General features: G+C 61.2%; 15 protein-coding genes and 2 tRNA genes. 4 read left to right on the top strand and 13 right to left on the bottom strand.

From position 1 onward, the window contains the following. Positions 1-105 precede the first annotated feature (105 nt). The 4 genes from ACTNAU_RS10310 to ACTNAU_RS10295 all read left to right on the top strand — a co-directional run bounded on the left by ACTNAU_RS10310 (position 106) and on the right by ACTNAU_RS10295 (position 3,574). Positions 106-615 (top strand): PH domain-containing protein, encoded by a 510-nt coding sequence (locus tag ACTNAU_RS10310; RefSeq protein ID WP_441098380.1) that lies wholly within the window; start codon positions 106-108, stop codon positions 613-615. Further along, on the top strand, positions 612-2,090 hold the full coding sequence (locus ACTNAU_RS10305) for a PH domain-containing protein (RefSeq protein ID WP_216402350.1): 1,479 nt from the start codon (positions 612-614) through the stop codon (positions 2,088-2,090). Before ACTNAU_RS10310 ends, ACTNAU_RS10305 begins: the two co-directional genes overlap by 4 nt. Positions 2,091-2,231: 141 nt before the next feature. Beyond that, positions 2,232-2,534, top strand: coding sequence for a DUF6506 family protein (locus tag ACTNAU_RS10300; RefSeq protein WP_243164557.1), 303 nt, complete (start codon positions 2,232-2,234; stop codon positions 2,532-2,534). 101 nt (positions 2,535-2,635) lie between these two features. Then, positions 2,636-3,574, top strand: coding sequence for a hypothetical protein (locus tag ACTNAU_RS10295; protein ID WP_441098379.1), 939 nt, complete (start codon positions 2,636-2,638; stop codon positions 3,572-3,574). A 203-nt stretch (positions 3,575-3,777) separates the two neighbouring features. Here ACTNAU_RS10295 and ACTNAU_RS10290 read toward each other — a convergent pair. From ACTNAU_RS10290 to ACTNAU_RS10230, 13 genes are all read right to left on the bottom strand, one after another. Continuing rightward, positions 3,778-3,852 (bottom strand) — tRNA-Glu (locus tag ACTNAU_RS10290). Between the two features lie 4 nt (positions 3,853-3,856). Next, positions 3,857-3,933, bottom strand: a tRNA-Met gene (locus ACTNAU_RS10285). Positions 3,934-4,509: 576 nt separating this feature from the next. Continuing rightward, entirely contained in the window at positions 4,510-5,997 is a 1,488-nt protein-coding gene (gene guaB, locus ACTNAU_RS10280; protein ID WP_441098378.1) for an IMP dehydrogenase, read from the bottom strand. A gap of 303 nt (positions 5,998-6,300) precedes the next feature. After that, positions 6,301-7,038: an acyl-[acyl-carrier-protein] thioesterase gene (locus ACTNAU_RS10275; RefSeq protein ID WP_441098377.1), complete on the bottom strand. Its 738-nt coding sequence runs from the start codon at positions 7,036-7,038 to the stop codon at positions 6,301-6,303. A 40-nt stretch (positions 7,039-7,078) separates the two neighbouring features. Next, positions 7,079-7,930: a ParB/RepB/Spo0J family partition protein gene (locus ACTNAU_RS10270; protein WP_441098376.1), complete on the bottom strand. Its 852-nt coding sequence runs from the start codon at positions 7,928-7,930 to the stop codon at positions 7,079-7,081. Positions 7,931-7,932: 2 nt separating this feature from the next. After that, positions 7,933-8,712, bottom strand: a complete 780-nt coding sequence (locus tag ACTNAU_RS10265; RefSeq protein WP_441098375.1) for a ParA family protein — start codon at positions 8,710-8,712, stop codon at positions 7,933-7,935. Positions 8,713-9,011: 299 nt separating this feature from the next. Beyond that, complete coding sequence (locus ACTNAU_RS10260) at positions 9,012-9,806, bottom strand: ParB/RepB/Spo0J family partition protein (RefSeq protein WP_441098374.1); 795 nt, start codon at positions 9,804-9,806, stop codon at positions 9,012-9,014. 197 nt (positions 9,807-10,003) lie between these two features. Continuing rightward, positions 10,004-10,714, bottom strand: a complete 711-nt coding sequence (gene rsmG / locus ACTNAU_RS10255; protein WP_441098373.1) for a 16S rRNA (guanine(527)-N(7))-methyltransferase RsmG — start codon at positions 10,712-10,714, stop codon at positions 10,004-10,006. Then, positions 10,711-12,621: a tRNA uridine-5-carboxymethylaminomethyl(34) synthesis enzyme MnmG gene (gene mnmG / locus ACTNAU_RS10250; protein ID WP_441098372.1), complete on the bottom strand. Its 1,911-nt coding sequence runs from the start codon at positions 12,619-12,621 to the stop codon at positions 10,711-10,713. The genes rsmG and mnmG overlap by 4 nt, the downstream gene beginning before the upstream one ends. Before the next feature lie 75 nt (positions 12,622-12,696). Continuing rightward, positions 12,697-14,076, bottom strand: a complete 1,380-nt coding sequence (mnmE, locus tag ACTNAU_RS10245; protein WP_441098371.1) for a tRNA uridine-5-carboxymethylaminomethyl(34) synthesis GTPase MnmE — start codon at positions 14,074-14,076, stop codon at positions 12,697-12,699. Between the two features lie 180 nt (positions 14,077-14,256). After that, on the bottom strand, positions 14,257-14,640 hold the full coding sequence (locus ACTNAU_RS10240; RefSeq protein ID WP_059002972.1) for a VOC family protein: 384 nt from the start codon (positions 14,638-14,640) through the stop codon (positions 14,257-14,259). A gap of 396 nt (positions 14,641-15,036) precedes the next feature. Then, positions 15,037-16,011, bottom strand: coding sequence for an RNA-binding cell elongation regulator Jag/EloR (gene jag / locus ACTNAU_RS10235; RefSeq protein ID WP_441098370.1), 975 nt, complete (start codon positions 16,009-16,011; stop codon positions 15,037-15,039). Positions 16,012-16,041: 30 nt separating this feature from the next. Further along, a complete protein-coding gene (locus tag ACTNAU_RS10230) occupies positions 16,042-17,103 on the bottom strand; it encodes a YidC/Oxa1 family membrane protein insertase (RefSeq protein WP_185916800.1) in 1,062 nt (353 codons plus the stop codon). Positions 17,104-17,124 lie beyond the last annotated feature (21 nt).

Raw genomic sequence — 17,124 nt, 5'->3', positions numbered from 1 at the left:
TTTCCCCCGCGGGTCTCGCCCCCCTTCGCTTTGATAAAGGCGAAAAAATGTGGTAAACTAATACAATATAAAACGGCGTCGCCGCCGCTGGAAAAGAGGTGCCCCGTGAAGAAAACGCCCCCCAAAGAGAGGATCCCCTCGGGCTACGAGCGCCCGTCTCTCTCCTCCCTGCTCATCTACTACATCCGCATCCTGCTGCTGGGCTTTGTCTATATGGTGCTGGTGCACCTCTTCCTCTCCCCCGGCGGTCTGCTCTACCGCATTGCCGTCTGGGTCTGGGCGGTCTCCTTTGCCCTGCTGTGGCTGCTCTATTTTCCCATCAAGTACTGGAAGCACCGCTACAAGTTGGAGGGGGACTCCCTCTATGTGGCCAGCGGGGTGATCTACACCTGCTTTCACCACATCCGCCTCCCCCTCATTCAGCTGGTGTCGGTGACCCGCTCCCCCCTGCAGTACCTCTTCGGGGTGGCCACCCTCTGCGTCTGCACCGCCGGCACCCGCACCTATGTCTGCAACATCCCCTCGGCCAAGGCAGCCATGCTGGCCAGCCTCCTCTCCCCCGCCCCCGGCGAGGGAAGCGGCGGCCTGGCCGGGGGCAAGGGGGGAGCGATTTGAAACACCACACCCACCCCATCACCGTCTTTCAGAACATGGGCAGCTTTCTCTTTCTCCTCATCATTCCCCTGGCCCGCGGCGCCCTCTCCTTTGGCGCCTCCTTCTCCGAGTGGCTGTCGGGCGCCTGGGTGGACATCCTGGCCCTCTGCGCCATCATCGGGATGGCGGTATTGCGCTGGTACTGCATCTACTACTACTTCACCCCGGAGGCCATCCACATCAGCGAGGGGATCTTCGCCAAACACACCGTCTCCCTCCCCTTTTCCCGGCTGACCTCCCTCTACCTGGAGGAGCCCTTTTGGTACAAACCCTTTGGCGCGGTCACCCTGCGGCTGGACACCGACGCCGGTTCCGCCCGCTCCCACGACGCCACCCTCACCCTCAAAAAGCGGGCCGCTGTGGAGCTGTTGGGGGCGACCGGCGTCCGCCAGCGGCTGGAGGACGTGAGCCATCGGCAGATTTTTATGTGCCGCAACTTCTACGTGGTCATCCTCTCCCTCATCACCACCAACTACTTCGCCGGGGTGCTGTTCTGCTCCACCTTCATCTCCAAGCTGGGCGACATCCTCGGCCAGCAGATCGCCGACGTGCTCTACGGCACCCTGGCCCATGTGGCCCAGCTGGTGGCGGTGGGCATCCCCCCGGTGGCCCTCTTCATCGCCACCCTGCTGGCCATCGGCTGGGGAGTCAGCTTCCTGCGAAACCTGACCCGCTACTACAACTTCTGCATCACCCGCTCCCAGCACCGGCTCTTCATCACCGGCGGGGTGCTGGTGGGCAGAGAGTACACGGTCGCCTTTGACAAGATCCACTTCATCGACATCCGCCAGACCCTCTTCACCCGCATTGCCCAATTCTATTCGGTCTACATCAAGTGCGCGGGCTACGGCAAGAGCGACGGGCTGCTGCCGGTGCTCATCCCCTCGGCGCGCAAGAGCACCCTATTCGGCTACCTGGAACGACTGGTGCCCGAATTTGTGGTCACCCCCCGCACCATCAAGCCCAACTTGCTCTCCATCTTCAAATTCATCATCGACCCCCTGGGCTTTTTGGTGGCGGTGCCGGTCTTTTACTTTGTGACCGGCTGGCTGCTGCCCAGTTGGCACGACCTGATCTCCTTTGTCTCTCTCATGTCCCTGGTGCCCATCTTCTGGTTTCTGGGGGTGCGCATCTGCGACTTCTGCACCACCGGCATCTCCGAAAAAAACGGCTATTACACCCTGCGCTACTCCCAGGGGTTCACCCTCCACACCGTGGTGGTCCACCGGGACAAAATTTGCGATGTCTGCTGCCGGCAGAGCATCCTGCAGATGGGGGACGACGCCTGCGACCTCTTCCTCTACACCTACGGCGAGGGGGTCACCCGCCACCACCTGAAGAATCTCCCCCGGCGCGAGGTCTGCGCCCTCTTCGGTCTAAACCCCGAAAAGAGCCACTCCTTCAACCCTTCCCATCTCTTCGCAAAGTATAATTGATTTCCTGTATTCCCCAATGTTTATAACTCTGTGGAATTGTTGAATTTTATATTACCCATAGGACTGCTTTGCAGCTTCACCCAGGAGTGTCCCGCCCTGTGGCGCGACCTCCCCGACCCCTTTTTAAAGGAGGACATGACAATGGATCACCCCCTGCATTTCGCCTTTCTCATCATGGGCTCTGAGTTCGAGTCCGCCCGTCACCGCTCCTATTTTGAGAGCACCGGCAACCTGGTCACCACCATCGGGGTGCCCAGCCTGGAGGCCGCCTGTGAGGAGGCCAGAAAGCTGGCCGCCGAGGGGATCGAGCTGATCGAGGTATGCGGCGCCTTCGGACCTGAGGGGGCGGCAGCCGTCGCCCAAGCCGCCGGCGACAAGGTGGCGGTGGGCTATGTGGTGCACGACCCCAGCCAGGACCAAAAGTTCGCCGCCCTATTCGGCTAAAGGAAAGACCGGGCAGCGAGAAGAGGGGCGCGGAAGGATCTCCGCGCCCCTCTTTTGCAAAGCCGATGGCAGACCCTTTTTCCAGACCCCCGCCGCAAGAGGTGATCACAGAGAGGAGCTTTGCCGTGGATCAATCGCTCATCAGGGTGCTCTCCTTCGCCCTCCTCATCCCCCTGAGCAACTGGGGCAGCCAGTGGCTGTTTGAGAGGGTCTGCCGCTCGGCTGTCACCAGCCCCGACCGGGTGTTGGCGCAGCGAAGGGCGGTACACAGCCATCTGCACCCCCACCGCTGGGTGCTGGGGTGGCTGATCGGCCATTCGCCGGAACCCGGCAAAACCAGACGGTTGCTCTTTCTCTACCAGCTCTGCACCATCTCCCCTGTCCTCTGCCTGAACCTCTCGATTTTTAGCTTCTTCACCTTTGTCCTTGACCGGTTCTTGGGCTACGCCGGTATTGCGGTAGCCGCCGTCACCGCCGTCACGACCGCTGTCAACCTCTTCTTTACCGCGCGCAGCGAAACCCTCCGGGAGGAAGGGGGCCGGAGAAGGGCCATTGCCTCTGAGGTGGGCAAATTCGCCCTGACACTTTCCCTGCTGGGGCTGATGGTCTGGCTCCCCCTGCAGGCGGCCAAGCTGCCCACCCGGCCTGCCAGCAGCGCCCAGGTGCAGGAGGCGCTTCTCGCCCAGGGCTACACCCCTGTGCCGCTGGACAGCAACTACCTGGCAGAGCGCCCACAAATCGAGGATGCAGTCCTCTCGACCGGCAACGGGCTGCGCTTTGAGTTCTATCTCTTTGACGGCAAGGCCCCTGCCGCCGCCTTTTTTGAGCGAGCTCGCACCGCCTTCAGCGACGCGGCAGAGAGCGACAGCCCCCACGAGGAGCAGCGCACGGAGGGCGGATCCTTTGCCCGTTACACCGTGCGCGCCAACGGGGAGTACGCCGTGGCCCTCTACAGCTGGAACACCGCAGTGTACGCCCACTGCGACATCGCGGAGGAGGAGGGTCTCCGCCAGATCCTCCATCAAATCGGCTACCTGTAAAGCCCTGTCGCCGCAAAATAGACCGCCGTCTTGCGCTACCGCCATTGCCCTCTTTCGCTCCTCCAAAGTCCTCCGCAAAAACAGGGGCCGGGTTTTCCACACACAGTTCTGTGACTGTGGAAAACCCGGCCCCTGTTCGTTCCTGTTGCAAGACACGAAAAAACCGCTGCACAAATTTGTGCAGCGGCTGCCCCAATGGTGCATGGTGACCCGAGGGGGAATTGAACCCCCGATACCGCCGTGAAAGGGCGGTGTCTTAACCTCTTGACCATCGGGCCAAATTGGTAGCGGTAATTGGATTCGAACCAATGACACTGCGGGTATGAACCGCATGCTCTAGCCAACTGAGCTATACCGCCACATGTAATCTGGTCAGAACCGCCGAAAGCGGTACCACAAGAGAACGTTATAAATTATACGTCAAACAGGGCTGTTTGTCAACACCTTTTGCCAAACTCTTCCCCCGTTTTCCCTTCGCTGGCGGCTCTCTTATTGTTTCCCCCAAAAGGCCATTTATTCTTATTGATCATTCAATACAATTTGTATTATTCAACTTATAATATACAATATTTTCGTTTTCTTGTCTCCCTTTCTCGACGGATAAGCTGATATGATAGACCATCCGCCCAGCGCTGCCTTCGCTCCCACAACTGCGTCTCTGACACCAGGGAGGGAGAGCAATCAAAACCGCCAGCAAAGTAGGTGGTATGTATCGACCCTAAAAGGGTATCATCCAATCCCAGTCCCTCAAGGAACGTCATCAGTTCCTGTCATCTCTGTCCCAAAAATTGCTCTCTTTTTTGCGCCCTTAGTAGTCTCTCGGGACGCCCTCTGTCAACACGATCCCCCCGATAAAGTTGGAAGTTTTGGGCGCCAAAGCGGCAAAAAAAGCAGCGCCGCAGGAAAAACCCTGCGGCGCTGCCAGTCTCTCTTTTTTACTCGTTGGTGGAGTAGTTGGGGGATTCTTTGGTGATGTAGATGTCGTGGGGGTGGCTCTCCCGCAGGCCGGCGCCGGAGATCTTGATGAACTGGGCGTACTTGCGCAGGTCGTCAATGGTGGCGGCCCCACAGTAGCCCATGCCGGCTTTCAGCCCGCCCAGCATCTGGTAGATGGTGTCGGACACCGAGCCCTTATAGGGGACCCGGCCCTCGACCCCTTCGGGCACCAGTTTCTTGTTGTTCTCCTGGAAGTAGCGGTCCCGGCTGCCCTGGGCGCCGGACATGGCGCCCACGCTGCCCATGCCGCGGTAGACCTTGAACTTTCTGCCCTGGTAGATCTCGCTGTCGCTGGGGGACTCGTCGCACCCGGCCAGCAGCGAACCCATCATCACGGTGTTGGCGCCGGCTGCCAGGGCCTTGACGATGTCGCCCGAGTACTTGATGCCTCCGTCGGCAATGACCGGGATCCCCTTGCGGGCGGCCACCTGAGCCACATCGAAGATGGCGGTGAGCTGGGGTACGCCGATACCTGCCACCACCCGGGTGGTGCAGATGGAGCCGGGGCCGATGCCCACCTTCAGGGCGTCTGCGCCCGCCTCGATCAGGTCTTTGGCGGCGGCGGCGGTGGCGATGTTGCCGGCAATCAGCGGCACGTCGGGGAAGGCGTTTTTCACCTTTTCAATGCAGTTCATGATGCCGCGGGAATGGCCGTGGGCCGAGTCGAGCACCAGCACGTCGACCTCCGCCTCGACCAGGGCGCGGGCCCGCTCGAGGATGTTCTGGGTGACGCCGATGGCCGCACCGCAGAGGAGACGGCTCTTCTTGTCGCGGGCGGAGTTGGGGTACTGAACGGCCTTCTCAATGTCTTTGATGGTGATGAGGCCCTTCAGGTTGTCCTTCTCGTCGACGATAGGGAGTTTTTCAATTTTGTTTTTCCAGAGGATCTCTTTGGCCTGGTCAATGGTGGTCCCTACCGGGGCCACCACCAGCCCCTCTTTGGTCATCACATTGCGGATGGGGACGTTGAAGTTGTCGAGGAACTTCAGGTCGCGGTTGGTGATGATCCCCACCAGCTTCTGCCCCTCGCAGATGGGCACGCCGGAAATCTTGTACTTGCCCATGAGGGCGTCCGCCTCGGCCACCAGGTTGTCGGGGGAGAGATAGAAGGGGTTGACGATGACGCCGTTTTCGCTTCTCTTGACCTTGTCGACCTCTTCGGCCTGGCGCTCAATGGTCATATTCTTGTGGATAAAGCCGATGCCGCCCTCTCTGGCAATGGCGATGGCCATGGCCGATTCGGTGACGGTGTCCATGGCGGCGGTAAGGAAGGGGGTGTTGAGCCGAATGTCCCCCGCCAGAACGGTGGCGGTGCTCACATCGGCCGGAAGGACCTCGCTCTTGGCGGGAACCAGCAGCACGTCGTCGAAGGTCAGGCCCTCTCTCGCAAATTTGTAGCCGTAATCCAACTCGTCAAAAATACCCATATTTTCTCCTCTCCCCTTGTTGTCCTGGGAGCCGGTGCGCCGGCTCCCTCTGGTGGCCTCGTCTGATTTGATACCTATTGTATCATTTTGCCTAGCCTTATGCAATGAAGGCGGGCGGACATTTTGTCCCCTCCTTTTCTCGTTTTTTTGGGCAAACAGAATAGAAATACGCGCTTTTCTCCCCCTTTTACAGCCCCCCTCGCCCCCTCTTCCCCATTGTTTAGAAACCGCTTTCCTAAACAGTTTGGTTCTCTCCTATTCGAGGGCTCCAAAAAGAGGCGGAGAACTTTTCTCCGCCCCTCTCTATCTTTTCAGTGCACAGACAAAGCAGGCACTCTTGCCGTCCGGCACCTCTCGATTGTCCCCAATTTTTCCCACCAACAGCACGCCGTCCTCCTCCTCTGCGGCAAAGAGCTGAAGCCGGTCGCCCAACTTGGCTTGGTGGTTAAAGACAAACTGCGCCCCACTGGGCTGGTGGCCACCGAAGACCTGCCAACAGGCATCCATGGCCAAATCGCCGTAGACGGCGTTGTTGGTGTGGCCGTTGGCGTCGATCATGGTGTAGCGGATCGTCCGCTCCCCCACCCACCGCAGCGCATCGGGGGAAAAACGGAGCCGCCGCTGGGAGGTGACGGGGAAGTCCCGGCCGTCCATCTCATTTTGATAGGGGCACTCGCTGGGTTTGAGCACCGACATACTCTGCCGGTCGAGCAAAAACCAGTTGCTGCAGCTCTGCACCAGAACCTCCCCCTGGGCAGAGCAGATCTCGGTGTCCCGCTCAAAGAAGGCGCCGCTCACCCGGCGCAGAAAGGTGCTGACTGCGATCTCCTCCCCCACCCGCGGGGGGCGGGTGATCTGCAGATGGCAGTTGGCGATGAAAAAGGCCACCTTCCAGCTGCCCTTGTTGTCACAGGGGAGGCCGTTTTGGCTGGCGAAGTGGTTGGTCGCCACCTCCTGCACGTTGCGCATCATATAGCCCAGGCTCATCTCTCCCGACGCGCCCGCCTGGTGTTCGGGTACCAAAAGACGCTGTGTGTACAAAACTCCCTCGCCCCTTCTTTCTCCTCTGGCAGATGAACGCCTAAATTTTTTCGTTGAAGACGCTGGCCAGCCGCATCAAATCGTCTTTGGAAAAATACTCGATCTCCAATTTCCCCTTGGTGCCGTCGGTGGTCACCTTGACCCGGCGGCCCAACACCTCGGTGAGGCTCAACTCCACCTCTTTGAAGATGGGTTCGGGGGGCAGAACTGTCTTTTCCGCCTTGGGAGCTGCGTTGAGGCGCTTGCAGTAGCGCTCGGCCTCCCGCACGGAAAGGCGCTTTTCCACCATCAACTGGGCGGTGGGAAGCACCAGCTCTTCCTCCTTGAGGGAGAGCAGCGCCTTGGCATGCCCCGCCGTGAGACTGCCCGCCCTCAAAAAGGCCAGCACCTCCTCCGGCAGACCCAGCAACCGCACGGCGTTGGCCACGGCCGGCCGGGATTTGGCTACCTTTTTGGCCACCTGTTCCTGGGTCATGCCGAACTGCTCCATCAACTGGTGGTAGCCCAGCGCCTCTTCTACGGGATTCAGGTCTTCCCGCTGCAGGTTTTCCACCAGGGCGGCCTGTCCCACCTCCTGGTCGGTCATCTCTTTGATGACGGCGGGGATCTCCACCAACCCCGCCAACCTCGCGGCCCGCCAACGGCGCTCGCCGGCGACAATCTGGTATCCGCCGGACACCGGGCGCACCAAAATGGGCTGCAGCACCCCGTGCTCGGCGATGGAGGCGGCCAACTCCTCTAGGGCCTCCTGGTCAAACTCCTTGCGGGGCTGGTCCCGGTTGGGCTCCACCTCGGCAATGGGCAGGGTGTTGACCCGGCTCTCGCTCTCCACCGCGTTGTCTACAAACAGGGCGTCCAGGCCTTTGCCCAGCCCTCTCTTTTTGGTCGCCATCCCTAAATCACCGCCTTGTCGCCATTTCGGCGGAGAAGCTCCTCCGCCAGTTCCAGATAGCTCTTGGCCCCCCGGGAACCCCTGTCGTAGTAGAGGGCGGGCTGGCCAAAACTCGGCGCCTCAGAGAGGCGCACATTGCGGGGCACCGCTGTGGCATACACCTTGGCTCCAAAGTAGCGCTTGACCTCCTCCACCACCTGCACCGTCAGGTTGAGGCGGCTGTCGTACATGGTCAGCACCACTCCTTCCACCTCGAGGAGGGGATTGTAGAGTCGCTTGACCTGACGCACCGTGTTCATCAGCTGGGAGAGCCCCTCCAGTGCATAGTACTCGCACTGGATGGGGATCAGGACGGTATCGGCCGCCACCAACCCGTTGAGGGTGATGAGCCCCAGGGAGGGGGGGCTGTCGATGAGCAGGTAGTCATATCGCTCTTTGCCCTCGGCAATGGTCTTTTTGAGGCGGTTTTGGCGGTCTGCCATCTCCACCAGTTCAATTTCCGCCCCGGCCAGTTGGATGCTGGAGGGCAACAGGTCGACATTTTTAAAGGCGCTGTGCGCTGCGACCTGGTCAAAGGCGGCGTCACCGGTCATCAGCTCATAAGTGGTCTGCTCGCTGGCGCGCTTGTTGACCCCCAGGCCACTGGTGGCGTTTCCCTGGGGATCAATGTCCACCAGAAGCACCCGTTTTCCCAGCTCGCCCAGGCTGGCCGCCAAATTGACGGCAGTGGTGGTCTTCCCCACCCCGCCCTTTTGGTTGGCAATGGCAATGGTTTTTCCCAAGGACACTCCGCCTCCTCGTGCTCTCATTTCAACAAAGTCTGTGACCATTATAGCACAGCTCCCCCATCAAAAAAACCCTCCTCTCCTTTTTCCTTATTTTGAGATGTTTCCCGTGGAACAAACAGCCCATTGGTGTTTCACGTGAAACATCCTCTCTACCCAAACAAAAAAAGAAAGGCCTGTTTGGCCTTTCTTTCTCCTTCTCGCGCCCGAAGGCACTCTATCAAAAGGAGCACGTCGGTCTCATTGTTTGCGCTGGCGGGCTGTCCTTCCCAAAACAGCCTGTTGCCAGCAAAGACCTAGGCGCTCTCCTTTTTTCGTTTTTTCAGGGGGATGCGGATGTTGTACTCGATGTACTCCTCCCCCTTCACGGTACTCGCCTGGGCATCCACCCCGGCCTGCTTCATCAAGTCAATGGCCTTGTCCACCGTGTTGAGAAAGATGCGGACATCCTTGACAATAAAGCGGTTTCTCTGTCTGGCAGCCGTGGCGGCGTCCTCTGCCGCCATCCGGGCGATGTAGTCCTCCGTCTGTACCACACTGTAGTGGCGCTGCGCCACCAACTGGGCCACCGAAAGGCGCTTCTCTTTTCCCACCTGCAGCAGGGCGCGGGCATGGCGCTCACTCAACTTTTGGGAGACGATGCAGTCCTGCACCTCCCTGTCCAGTCCCAGCAGCCGCAGTTTATTGGCCAGGGTGGACTGGGCGATCCCCAGGCGGCGGGCCGTCTCCTCCTGGGTGACGTGCCAGCACTCCATCAGCTTTTTGATCCCCCGCGCCTGTTCAAAGCAGTTCAGGTCCTGCCGCTGAATGTTTTCCAACAGGGCAAATACCGCCGACTGCTCCTCACTGGATTCCACAACGATGGCGTGAATGGTGGAAAACCGAGCCAGCTTGGAGGCGCGCAGCCGCCTCTCCCCCGAGATGAGCTCGTACCCGCCCTCCTCCAGCTTGCGCACCGTGATGGGCTGCAACAGCCCGTTCTGGCGGATGCTCTCCGAAAGGCCGATGAGCTCATAGGCGTCAAACTCCATGCGGGGCTGAGCGGGGTTGGCCTGAATCTCCTCGATGGGCAGATCGACCACCTTTCCCACAACCTTGTTTTTTGAAAAAAGAGCTGCCATTGTTGTCTCCTCCCACTTCACCGCTTTTTTCAAAAAAGGCGGTATCCTGTAAAAATACAGCTTGTCCTGCTTCTTTTTCAGTATAGCACGCGGGAAATGAGTTTTCCAGACATTTCCATCTTCCAAAATCGACACGCCCTTCCTGGGGGCAACAAAAAAATCCGCCCTCAAAGCGGATTTTTTTTGATTTTCCCGGCGTTCCGGGGATATTTTGTCGGAGTTTGCGATATCTTTTTGACCTCTACTATGTTTCGGCTGCTGCCGTCGGGCAGGGTCTGGGGGTGAACGCCCACCACCTCGCTCCCCAACAGGGCGATGGCCGAGGCAGCCCGCTCCAACTCCTCTTCACAGGCAGGCCCTTTCAGGGCAAAGAAGCGGCCGCCCAGCCGCACAAAGGGCAGGCAGTATTCCGCCAGCACCGCCAGGTCGGCCACCGCCCGGGCAGTGGCCACGTCGAATTGCTCCCGCAGTGCAGGATCGCGGCCGCTCTCCTCCGCCCGGCCGTGCAGGCAGGTCACCCCGCCAAAGCCCAGATGAGCAGAGAGTTCCTCTAAAAAAGTCACCCGTTTCTGCAAGCTGTCCAGCAGGGTGAGGCGAAGGCCGGGCAGGGCGACCTTGGCCACTACTCCGGGAAAGCCCGCCCCGGTCCCCACATCAATCAGGCTCTTGCAGCCCTCCGGCAGCAGGGGCACCAACAGCAAACTGTCTAAAAAGTGCTTCTCCTCGATCCCCTGCCGGTCGACAATGGCCGTCAGGTTCATCTTTTGGTTGGCCTCCACCAGCGTGTCGGCATAGCGGTCCAGCTGTTCCAACTGCAGGTCGCTCAAGGCGACCCCCTGGGCAGCCGCCAGCGCTCTCATTCTCTCTCTGTCGATCATCGTTCTCCCTTTTCTCCCTCGTCCTTCTCCTCTTTGCCCCCCTGTTGGCTCAGCCAGATGAGCAGCACCGAGATGTCCGCCGGAGAGACCCCCGATATGCGGGAAGCCTGTCCCAAATTTTGGGGGCGGACCTTTGCCAACTTCTCCCGCGCCTCCAGCCGCAATCCACCGATAGAGGCGTAATCTATCTCCGCGGGCAACCGCCTGCGCTCGAGTTTCTGCATCTGCTCCACCTGTTCCAGCTGCCGGCGGATGTACCCCTCGTACTTCAGGGAGATCTCCACCTGCTCGGTCACCGGGCGGGGCAGCGGCAGCCGCTGGCTGTCCACCCCGGCCAGGGCGTCATATCCCACTTGAGGGCGGCGCAACAGGTCGGCGAGTTTTGCCCCGCTGCGCAGCGGGGCGGTGCCCAGTTCCTGCAGCAGGGTGTTGAGCTCCTCCGTCGGGGAGACGGTCGTCCCCTCCAGCCGGGCCAGCTCGGCGTCAACGGCCTGTTTCTTCTCCACCAGGGCGTCATAGCGCGCCTGGGAGCAGAGTCCCAACCGGTAGCCGATGGGGGTCAGCCGCTGGTCAGCGTTGTCCTGGCGCAGGATCAGCCGGTACTCGCTGCGGGAGGTCATCATCCGGTAGGGGTCGGTGACCCCCTTGATGACCAGGTCGTCAATGAGGGTGCCGATGTAGGAGGTGGAGCGGTCGAGCACCAGCGGCTCTTTCCCCCGCACCCCCTGGGCGGCGTTGATCCCGGCCACCAGCCCCTGGGCGGCGGCCTCCTCATAGCCGGAAGTGCCGTTGAACTGCCCCGCCCCAAAGAGGCCGGGGACCCCCTTGAACTCCAGTGTGGGGGCCAGCTGGGTGGGGTCGATGCAGTCGTACTCGATGGCGTAGGCATTGCGCATGATCTCCAGCTTTTCAAACCCCTCGATGGTGTGGTAGAGGGCCAGCTGCACGTCCACCGGCAGGGAGGAACTCATCCCCTGCAGGTAGTACTCCTCGGTGTTCTCCCCACAGGGCTCCACAAAGATCTGGTGGCGGGGCTTGTCGGGGAAGCGCATCACCTTGTCCTCGATGCTGGGGCAGTAGCGGGGGCCGATCCCCTCGATCTTTCCCCCGTAGAGGGGGGAGCGGTAGATGTTGTCCCGAATGACCTGGTGGGTCCTCTCGTTGGTGTAGGCCACGTAGCACAGCGCCCGGTTTTGCAGCTCTCCCCTGGTCTCGAAGGAGAAGGGGACGATCTCCTCATCCCCCTCCTGGGGCTCCAGCTTGGAGAAATCGATGCTCCGCCGGTTGACCCGGGCCGGGGTGCCGGTCTTGAACCGGCGCAGGCCGATGCCCAGCCGCCGCAGCGAATCGGAGAGGAGGTCGGCCCCCCTCGTCTCGTCCGGGCCCGAGCGGTAGGAGGCATCCCCCACATAGACCACTGCGTTCAAAAAGGTGCCGCTGGCGATGACGGCGGCCCGGCAGCCGTATTCGGCCCCCAACTTGGTCACCACCCCCGAGACCCGACCCCCGTCGGTGAGGATCTCCACGATTTCGGCCTGTTTGACATCCAGGTTCTCCTGCCGCTCCACCACCTGTTTCATGTAGGCGTGGTAGGCGGCCCGGTCCGACTGTACCCGCAGGCTGTGCACCGCCGGTCCCTTCCCCCGGTTGAGCATCCGACTCTGCAAAAAGGTGGCGTCGGCAGCCCGACCCATCTCCCCGCCCAGGGCGTCGATCTCCCGCACCAGGTGCCCCTTGGCCGTCCCCCCGATGGAGGGGTTGCAGGGCATGTTGGCGATAAAATCCAGGGTGATGGTGAAGAGGGCGGTCCTACACCCCAGCCGGGCGGCAGCCAGCGCCGCCTCCACCCCGGCGTGGCCGGCGCCAATGACCACCACGTCGTACTCGCCCAAACGAAGCCGTTCCATCTCTCGTCTCATCCCTCTTCCGTCGGCGGTCCCTGTTTTCCACATCTTTTAAAAAGCGGTGGAATTCGGCCCGCTCTACTTTCCCACACAAAAATTTGCAAACACCGCATCGATGACCTGTTCCCCGGCGCTCTCGCCGGTGAGTTCCGACAGGGCTGTTATGGCCTCGTCGATCTCCACCGCCACCGCGTCGTAGGTCATCCCCGCCCGCAGGGCGTCCAGCCCGTCCACGACCCGGGCCGCCGCCCGACTGGTGGCCTGCCGCTGCCGCTCGTTGATGAGCAGCCCGTTCTGCAGGTCGATTTTCTCCAGCCGCAGCTTCCGCAAAATGGCCTGTTCCAGCTCCTCCACGCCCCGCTCCTCGCGGGCGCTCATGGTCACCAGGTCGGGGATCTGGGCCCGCACCGCCTCGACGTCCAGCCGCTGGGCCTTGTCCTGCTTGTTGATGACGGCGATGCAGGGCTTGTCCCCTATCTGCGAGAGGAGCTGCCGGTCCTCCTCGTCCAGAGGGACCGAGCCGTCAAAGAGGGCGAGCACCAGTTGGGCCCGCTCCAACTTCTCCCGGGAGCGCTGCACCCCCAACTGCTCCACCAGGTCGTCGGTCTCCCGAATGCCGGCCGTGTCGGCCAGGTTGAGGGTCACCTCCCCCAGCTGCACCCGGTCCTCCACCACGTCGCGGGTGGTGCCCGGCACCTGGGTGACGATGCTGCGCTGGTACCCGGCCAACAGGTTCATCAGGGTGGACTTGCCCACATTGGGCTTGCCCACAATGGCGGTGTCAATGCCATTGCGTATCATCGAGCCTGTGTCGAAACTCTGCAGGAGGGCGGACAGTTGATCGGCAACCTGCTGCAGTCGGTCAGTCAAAACACCCTCCTCCAACTGGGGGATGTCCTCGTCCGGGTAGTCCACATAGGCCGCCAGATGGGCCGCCAAATCCACCAAATCGGCGCGGATGGCGGCGGCATGCCGGTAGAGGCGGCCGTCCATGGCCGAAAGGGCGGCGGCAGCGCCTTGCCTGGTCTGGGCGTTGATCAGGTCCATGACCCCCTCCGCCTGGGTGAGGGTCATCTTCCCCGCCAAGACCGCCCGCTTGGAAAACTCGCCCGGTCCCGCCAACTCCGCACCAGCGTCCAGCAGCGCCCGCAGGGTCTCCTGCAGCACCGCCACCCCGCCGTGACAGGAGAGCTCCACCGCGTCCTCCCCGGTGTAGCTTTTGGGGGCCCGAAAGAAGAGGGCCACTGCCTGGTCGAGCATCTCCCGCCCGCCGTCGGGCAGGGTGCGCTCCACCCGGCCCAAGAGGGCGGTGTACCCCTTTTGACGGCGGATGTCCCTGCCGCTGACGGGGACAAAGACCCGCGCCACAATTTCATAGGCCCGGGGCCCCGACAGGCGCACCACCCCCAGCCCCCCTGTTCCCAGGGGGGTGGCGATGGCGGCAATGGTGGTCTGCATAAAACTTCCTCCTCCCTAAAGGACAATGGATTTTCCACCAACGGTCGACCGGCGGTGGAAAACCAAACCTGCAACGGCTCTCCCCCAGGGGCCGCCGGCAAAAGCGCATCTTTGCCCGCAACCCCGGCATCTCCAGCATGTCGCCGACGCCCGAAAACGGGCCGTTCTGCCGCGCCGGTTTTACCCCTGCTTCATCCCAAAGGCCAGCCAGCGGCCGTCGATGTCCTCCAGTACAAACTCCCGGTTGTTGTAGTCGGTCAGCTGCAGGGGGCGGACGATCTTCGCCCCCTTTTCCCGAAACTCCGCCTCCAGGGCCTCCTGGTCGCGGACCACCAGATAGGCGTCTTCCCCGTACCCGTACAGCTCCCGGTGGGGGAAGATCCGCCCCCGGTTGGCCCCGGTCAACACGATCTCCACCTGGTCCCGGTAAAGGCAGATGTGCGGCTCCTGCACGGTCAGATAGGGCACTGCCCGAAACCCCAAAACGTCACAGTAATATCGCGCCGTCCTCTCCATGTCTGGAACGGGGAAAACGGCCAGCACCGAACAGATATTTGTTTCCATCCTCGTCTTCCCTCCTCCCGTCGCCGGGCCGTTCGCCCTGCCGCAGGGTATCCAAGTCGTCTTCCCATCACTTCGCGCAGAGGGGGACAGACAAGGAGTTTCTTGCAATCCATTTTTTATTGTACGGATTGTGCCGGCAAATTACAAGAGCCGTCCACCGCCCTTTTCTCTTTTTTTCAAAGGGCGGGAAAGAGATGACGCCCATCGACTCAAAAAGCGCTCATCAAATATACTATTTGTATTATATTAATTTTATTATACAAAATACTTCGGTTTGTTTTCCTATCTCCCACAAAAAAGGCCCCTGTTTTCCACACCTTGCAAAGGGATGTGGAAAACCTCGCCGCTTCCCTTTGTCAAAAAAGCGGGAGAAGCCTGCGCTTCTCCCGTTCACTCTTACAGCTCGATTTTCCCGTACAGGGGCAGCTCCGCCGCCTCGTCCTTCGGCTTTTCCGCCGGTTTCTGCGGGGGGCGAGGGCTCTGGCTCCGCTCTCTGGAGCGGTTCTCTCCCCCGTCTCTCCGCCCGCCGCTGCGGCGGCTGCGATCGTAGGGGGGCCGGCTGCGCTTCACCGGGTTCTTTGAACTGATGACCACCTTGCGATAGGGGTCCTCCCCCACCGATTTGGAGGTGGCCCCCTCCACCGTCTGCACAGCGGAGTGGATGATCCGCCGCTCGTAGGGGTTCATGGGCTCCAGCGCGGTGGAGCGGCCGCTCTTGACCACCTGCCCGGCGATCTTTTTGGCCAGGGCTTCCAGGGTCTCCTTGCGCTTCTCCCGGTAGTCGCCGCTGTCGATCGACACCTTCAGGTAGTCGCCGCCGCCCCGGTTGCAGCAGAGGCTGGTCAGGTACTGAATGGCGTCCAGGGTCTCGCCGCGGCGGCCGATCAGCCCGCCGACCTTGCTGCCGCTGAGGTTGAAGATCACCCCGTCTTTGCCAAAGCGGCGCTCGACGGTGATCCCCTCCATCCCCATCTTCTGCAGGATGCCGCGCAGGTAGCTCTCGGCCACGGCGGCCTTGGCCTCCTCCGCCTCGCTCACCTCCCGCGCCTTGGGGGCGGCAGGCTCTTCCTCGGCCTTTTTCTCAGGGGCTGGGGCGGGCTTGTCCGCCTGTTTGACAGGCTGCGGCGCCCGTTTTTCAGGGGGGGCGACAGGGGCGGGTCTGGCCGCCTCGGCGGCCTGTTTCTTCTCCCACTCCGGTTCCTCCACCTGTACCCGCACTTTGGCGGGGGTGGTGCCCAGCAGCCCGAACAGCCGCTTGGAGGGCAGTTCCAGCACCTCCACATTGGCCTCTTCCGGGCTCACTCCCAACTCCTCGCAGGCCAGCGCAATGGCGCGGTCCACATCGGGCGCGGTTTTGATACACTCTCTCATAGCGATATACCCCCTACTTGCCTTCGGCGGCTATTTTGATTCGCTGTCTTGCGGCTTGGGCCCTTCGCCGCCATAGCGGGCCTCGTCCAACTCGCGGGCCTTGGCCAGGCGCAGGCGGTTGAGCTCCTTTTCGGTGAGGACCTTCTCCACCGTCTTCTTGTGGCCCTCTTGATCCTTGACTTCCACCTTGACCTTCTTCTTTTTGGCCTCGCGGATGGCCGCCACCTTCGCCTCGTACTCAACTGCCAACTTTTTGGGGTTGTAGATCTTGTTGAGGATATAGGACTGCAGGATCAGCAGCACATTGGAGAAGATCCAGTAGAGGCCGACGCCGGCGGGCACCTGAAAGGCAAAGACCACCGAGAAGAGGGACATGCCGTAGAGCATGAACTTGCTCATCCCCCCGGCGGGGTTCCCCTGCATGGCCTGTCCCGAGCCGGAGAACTTCATGGAGGCCCAGGAGGAGAGGATCATGGTCAGCCCGGCCAGGATGGGGACCACCACCAGGGGCTCCAGCGCAAAGTGGGGGGTGGCGGACATGTCGATGCCGAAGAAGTTGAAGTTGATGTTGGTGATCTTGTGGATCTGCTCGGCGTTGAACATCTCAAAGCTGCCCGGGTCGGCCTTCACCGCGTTGATGAGGGAGACCTGGGGGTTGACCTTGCTCAACTCCAGATTCAGCGTCTCACCGGCAAAGGTGAGGGCCTTTTGAATGACGTCGCTGGGGATGCGGACGATGTGGGTCAGGGGCTTGTATACCACGTCGATGAGGCCGAAGAGGATGGGGAACTGAATGAGCATCGGCAGGCAGCCGCCGGTGGGGTTGTAGCCGTACTCCTCGTACAGCTTCATCATCTCTTCTTGCTGGCGCCGCTTGTCGGTGGCGAACTTCTTGTTGATCTCGGTGATCTTGGGCTGGAATACCGCCATCTGGGCGGTGGATTTCTGCTGCTTGACAGCCAGCGGGAACAGCAGGATCTTGGTGACCAGAGTAAACAGGAACAGCGCCACGGCGTAGTTTTGAACCAGGAAGTAGCACCCCTGCATCAAGAACCCCAAGGGGTACCCGAAAATTTCGCTGATGAAATTCATAGTTGTCTTTTTCCTCCGTAC

The organism is Bittarella sp. HCP28S3_D9, assembly GCF_052065655.1.
In the GTDB taxonomy this organism is placed as follows: domain Bacteria; phylum Bacillota; class Clostridia; order Oscillospirales; family Ruminococcaceae; genus Bittarella; species Bittarella massiliensis.
Note: the sequence above shows the minus strand (reverse complement) of the source record. Positions and strands in the feature narration are given on the sequence as shown.